Below are 4,844 nucleotides of genomic sequence, written 5' to 3'. Positions count from 1 at the left end.
CGGCGGGAGGCGGGTCCGCCCCGTGGGGCCCCGCCCACCGGGCGGTCCTCGAGGCCCGGCTGCGGGCCGACGTCGCCCGGCGGAACGCGCTGTCGCCGCGCCAGGCGCGCGCCCTGGACGGCGTCCTGCACGCCCTGCGCCCCGACTCCATGGACGCCGCGATCCCGCCGCGGGTCCTCGTGGACCACGACCTCGACGCCCCGGACGGGCCCGTCGCGGCGATCGCGGTCGGCGACGTCGACGCCCCCACCCACATGACCTGGCAGGTCTCCGGGATGGGCATCACCGCCCACACCGCCGCGTGGGGCAGCGCCCGCGAGGCCGGCGGCCTCCTGCTGGCCCAGCGCCGCGCCGGCGCCCCGCGCCCCTGCGTGGTGGCCTGGCTCGGATATCCGGCGCCTCCGTGGTGGCGGGTGCTCGGCGACGCGCCCGCCCGCCGCGGCGCCGAGCGCCTGCGCGCCCACCTCGAGGGGTGGGAGCGCCGTCCCCGGCCCCCGCACGCGGGCATCGGCCCGGCGGTGCACACCGCCGTGGAGGCGCACTCCTACGGCACGCTCGTGGCGGCCCACGCCCTCGCCGGGTCGGCCCACCGGGTGGACGTCCTCGCGCTGTCCGGGGCGGTCGGCCTGCCGCGCCGGCTGGCCCGCGCCCTCGCCGGGCCCGGCGGCCCCGCCGCGGCGGTGTTCGAGGCCCGCGCGCCGGGGGACCGGCTCGCCTGGCTCGGGCGGGTGCTGGCCGGCCGGTCCCCGTGGCTGGCCGTCCAGGCCCTGCCGGTCCGTGCGGACGAGGCCGCCGGGCTGATCGGGGTGAGCGGGCACAACAGCGCCCGCTGGCGCCCCGAGACGGGCGGCACGGCCCCGCGCGGCTACCGCGACCCGGGCACGGTCACCCTCTCCGCGCTCGGCCGGGTCACCGCCGGGCGGGGCCTGGACCCGCGGCCCTGAGCAGGCTCAGTCCCGGGCCGCGGCGCCGCGCGTCGGGGGCGCGTCGTCGTGCGGGGTCCAGCCGTCCGCCCAGGTGCCGGTCGCGTAGTCGTAGTCGACGTCGTTGCCCTCCTCGTCCGTGCGGCGGTACCACTCGGTGACGTGCGGGGCGGTCGAGTCGAACGCGGCGCCGGCGCCCCGGCCCTCGGGGGCGCGGCGGACGGCGAGCTCGAAGTCGTCCCCGTACTGCTCGATGCCCCGCCGGGCGGCGTTGGACAGGGCCGTGGCGGCGTAGTCCGCGCGGATCGCGGCCGGGTCCGTGGCGAGGTCCCGGAAGAGGGCCACGATCATCAGGACCAGCACCACGGAGAACGGCAGCGCGATGAGGATGGTGAGGTTCTGCAGGGCCGAGAGGGTGTCCTCGCCGCCGGCCAGGAGCATCACGACGGCGATGCCCATCATCATCAGCCCCCAGAACGCGGTGACAGCACGCCGCGGGGAGGGGTCGCCGCGCGAGGACAGCGTGCCCATGACCACGGCCGCCGAGTCCGCGGAGGTGACGAAGAAGATCGCCAGGATGACCATGACCACGAACGGGGTGATCCCGGACAGCGGCAGCAGGTCGAAGAGCGCGAACAGCTGCGCCTCGGGGGAGAGGGAGCCGTCGAAGCCGGCCGTCCCCTGCCGGTTCAGCCAGATGGAGGTGCCGCCGAGCACCGTGAAGGCCAGCACCAGGATGGCCGTGGGCACGGCCATCACCACGAGCACGAACGCGCGCAGCGTGCGCCCGCGGGAGATGCGCGCCAGGAACACGCCCACGAAGGGGGTCCAGGCGATCCACCACGCCCAGTAGAACGCGGTCCACCAGGACTGGAACTCCACCGTGGCCGCGCCCCAGGACAGCGAGCGGCCCGCCATGTCCAGGAAGCCGTCCGCGTAGGCGAGCACGCCGGAGGGGAGGAGGTTCAGCAGGAACAGGGTGGGCCCGGCCACGAACACGAACAGCACCATGCCCAGGGTGAGCACGATGTTCGTGTTCGAGAGGTACCGGATGCCGCGGGACACCCCGGAGACGGCCGAGACGATGAACGCCACCGTCAGCACCGCGATGATCGCGATCAGCAGGGTGTTCGTGACCTCGCCGACCCCGGTGACGATCTGGATGCCCTGGCCGATCTGCACGGCCGCCAGGCCCAGCGTGGCGGCCGTGCCGAACACGGTCGCCACGATCGCGGACATGTCCACGAGGCGCCCGGCCAGCCCCTCGGCGTGGCGCGTCCCGAGCAGGGAGCGGAAGACGGAGGAGATCAGCGTGACGCGGCCGCGGCGGTAGGAGCTGTAGGCGATCGCCCCGCCCACGAGCGCGTACATGGCCCAGGCGCTGACGCCCCAGTGGAAGTGGGATTGCGCCATGGCCTGGTGCAGCGCCTGGGGCGTGCCGGCCTCGACGGTGTGCGGGGGCGGGGAGAGGTAGTGGCTCAGCGGCTCCGACGGGCCGTAGAAGAAGATGCCCACGCCGATCCCCGCGCCGAACATCATGGCCACCCAGGAGAACCGGGAGAACTCCGGGGTCTCGTCGTCCCGGCCCAGGCGGATGCGGCCGAACCGCGAGAACGCGATCACGAGCATCGCCACGACGGACAGGCCGGCGACCGCGTTCAGCAGCCACCCGGCGTTGGTCATGGCCCAGGAGAACGCGGCGGCGGAGGCCGCGCCCACCGAGGGCGGGTCGAGCACGCCCCACACCACGAAGGCGAGCACGAGCACGGCGGTCACCCCGAACACCACCGGGTCGACGCCGAAGCGGTGGCGGTTCTCGTCCACCCCGATGCCCGGCACCAGCCCGGGATGGGTGCCGTGGGGGTAAGCCGGCGCGGGGGCGTCGGCGGGCTCGGCTGCCGGGGGCGGGGTCGCGTGGGACACGGGGTCTCCGTTCGTGGGGCCGTCAGCGGTCAGCGACGACGATAGGCCAGGTCGAAGACGAGGCGCCCGGCGCGCAGGGCCTTGCCCTCGAACTGCGTGAGGGGGCGGCCCTCGTAGCGGGGCGCCCAGCCGCCGTCGTGGTCCACGGGGTCCTCCGCGAGGGACGCGGCGACGGCCTCCCCGAGCCCGGCGCGGTCCGGCAGGGACGAGGCCGGGGCGGTCTCGTCGAAGCCGCGGGGCAGGGGCTGGGCGCCCACCTCGAGCTCGCGGCCCTCGCGGCGCACCCGCGTCAGTGGGGAGTCCTCGCCCGCGGCGCGGCCGGGGTGGAGGTTCTCGAACGCGTCGTGGGCCTCCATGACATCCCGCATCTGCACGGCGTAGCCGGACCAGTCCGTGGCCAGGCGCAGGACCCCGCCCGGGGCCAGGACCCGGGCCACCCGATCCGCGAACGCGGTGTTGACGAGGCGGCGCTTGTGGTGGCGCTTCTTGTGCCACGGGTCCGGGAAGAACACCCAGACCTCCTGCACCGAGCCGGGGGCCAGCAGGTGGTCCATCAGCTCGGGGGCGTTGGCCTCGACGGCGCGCACGTTCGGCAGGTTCCGCTCCTCCACCTGCGCCATCAGCGCGGCCAGACCCGGGATGTAGACCTCCACGGAGAGCACGTTCCAGTCCGGCCGCTCGGCCGCGCCCTGGGCGGTGGACTCGCCGAGGCCGGAGCCCACGTCCACCAGCAGCGGGGCCTCGCGGCCGAACACGGCCGCCCAGTCCAGCTCCGCGTCCCGGGCCACCGACGTGGCGGCGCGGTGCCGGGGCACGTCCACCAGCACGGTGTCCGCCAGGCGGTCCCACACGGCCTGCCGCCCCGCGTTCAGGCGGGCGCCGCGGCGCACGAAGGACACCGGCTCGCGGCGGTGCAGCTCCGGGTCGGGCTCCCGGTTGTGGTCGTGGGCGTGGCGCGGGGCGGCCGGGTCGTGGGGGGCGGGGTGCTCGTTCATCCCCGCGATCCTCCCACGCCCGGCCGGGCCGGGATCACGGGTGCAGGCCGCCGCGCACCGTGGAACCGGAGGGGACGCCGCCGGTGAGGGTGTCCACCGTGACGAACGTGTAGCCCTGCGCGCGCAGGTGCGCGATCACGGCCGGCACGGCGTCCACGGTGGTCGCGTGGATGTCGTGCATCAGCACGATCCCGCCGGGCGCCGCCCCCGCCTGCACGGCGGCCAGGGTGCTCGCGGGGTCCCGGTGCTCCCAGTCGCGGGTGTCCACGGTCCACGTGACGGACCCGGAGCCGGGCAGGCCGCCGAAGGCGGCAAGGACGGCCTCGTTCATGGCGCCGTACGGGGCGCGGACGGTGCTCGGCTGCGCGCCGGCGGCGCGGATGGCCGCGGCCGTCGACCGGGTCTCCTCCGCCACCTGCTCCGGGGTGAGCTCGGTGAGGTTGGGGTGGGACCAGCTGTGGCCGCCCACCTGATGCCCCTCGGCGGCCATGCGCGCGATCAGGGCCGGGTTCAGCTCGGCGCTCTGACCGATCACGTAGAAGGTGGCCGGCACCTCCTCGGCGGAGAGCAGGTCCAGCAGGCGGCCGGTGTGACGGCCGGGGCCGTCGTCGAAGGTCAGCGCGATGCACCGCGTCACCCGGCAGTCCACCTCCGGCTCCACGATCGGGTCGGCGTGGGTCGCCGGCGCCGTGGCGGACGCGGACGGGGAGGCGGCCGGAGTCGAGGGCCTGGTGGCGGAAGCGGACGACGACGACGTGGGCCGGGGCGCGGGGGACGAGGCGGCCGGACGCGGGGCGGGGGCCTTCGGGGCCACGTCCGCGGCGGCGACCTTCTCCACCACCGGCGGTGCGGCCGAGGCGACCGCCACGGGGGTGTCGGCCGGGGCCACGCCGGCCTGGGGGCCGCCCAGGTCCGCCGAGGCCGGGGCCTTCGCGGCGACGGGCGCGGGCCGGCTCGTACGCTCCGGCGCCGCTGAGGACGCGGCGCGGGTCGAGGGCGCCTC

4 protein-coding genes and 1 pseudogene are annotated in these 4,844 nt (G+C 76.4%); 2 read left to right on the top strand and 3 right to left on the bottom strand.

Annotated features, from left to right (window positions below; translation table 11 throughout):
* The coding region (locus Q4D18_RS11040) for an alpha/beta hydrolase (RefSeq protein WP_303128358.1) at positions 1–944 on the top strand (944 nt) is incomplete at its 5' end.
* 6 nt (positions 945–950) lie between these two features.
* Here the strand turns inward: Q4D18_RS11040 and Q4D18_RS11035 are convergent.
* The 3 genes from Q4D18_RS11035 to Q4D18_RS11025 are packed head-to-tail and all read right to left on the bottom strand — an operon-like array spanning position 951 to position 4,478.
* Entirely contained in the window at positions 951–2,846 is a 1,896-nt protein-coding gene (locus Q4D18_RS11035; protein WP_303128354.1) for a BCCT family transporter, read from the bottom strand.
* Positions 2,847–2,875: 29 nt separating this feature from the next.
* Positions 2,876–3,841 (bottom strand): tRNA (guanosine(46)-N7)-methyltransferase TrmB, encoded by a 966-nt coding sequence (gene trmB, locus Q4D18_RS11030; protein ID WP_303128351.1) that lies wholly within the window; start codon positions 3,839–3,841, stop codon positions 2,876–2,878.
* 34 nt (positions 3,842–3,875) lie between these two features.
* Positions 3,876–4,478 (bottom strand): polysaccharide deacetylase family protein, encoded by a 603-nt coding sequence (locus tag Q4D18_RS11025; protein ID WP_303128349.1) that lies wholly within the window; start codon positions 4,476–4,478, stop codon positions 3,876–3,878.
* On the opposite strand from Q4D18_RS11025, the pseudogene Q4D18_RS11020 reads away from it, so the two are divergent.
* A pseudogene (locus tag Q4D18_RS11020) lies at positions 4,465–4,844 on the top strand (hypothetical protein); the annotation flags it as partial. The gene Q4D18_RS11025 and the pseudogene Q4D18_RS11020 overlap by 14 nt on opposite strands.

Origin of the sequence: Micrococcus sp., assembly GCF_030523875.1 — a bacterium.
Taxonomy (GTDB): Bacteria; Actinomycetota; Actinomycetes; order Actinomycetales; family Micrococcaceae; genus Micrococcus.
This window is presented reverse-complemented; position numbering and strand designations above follow the sequence as displayed.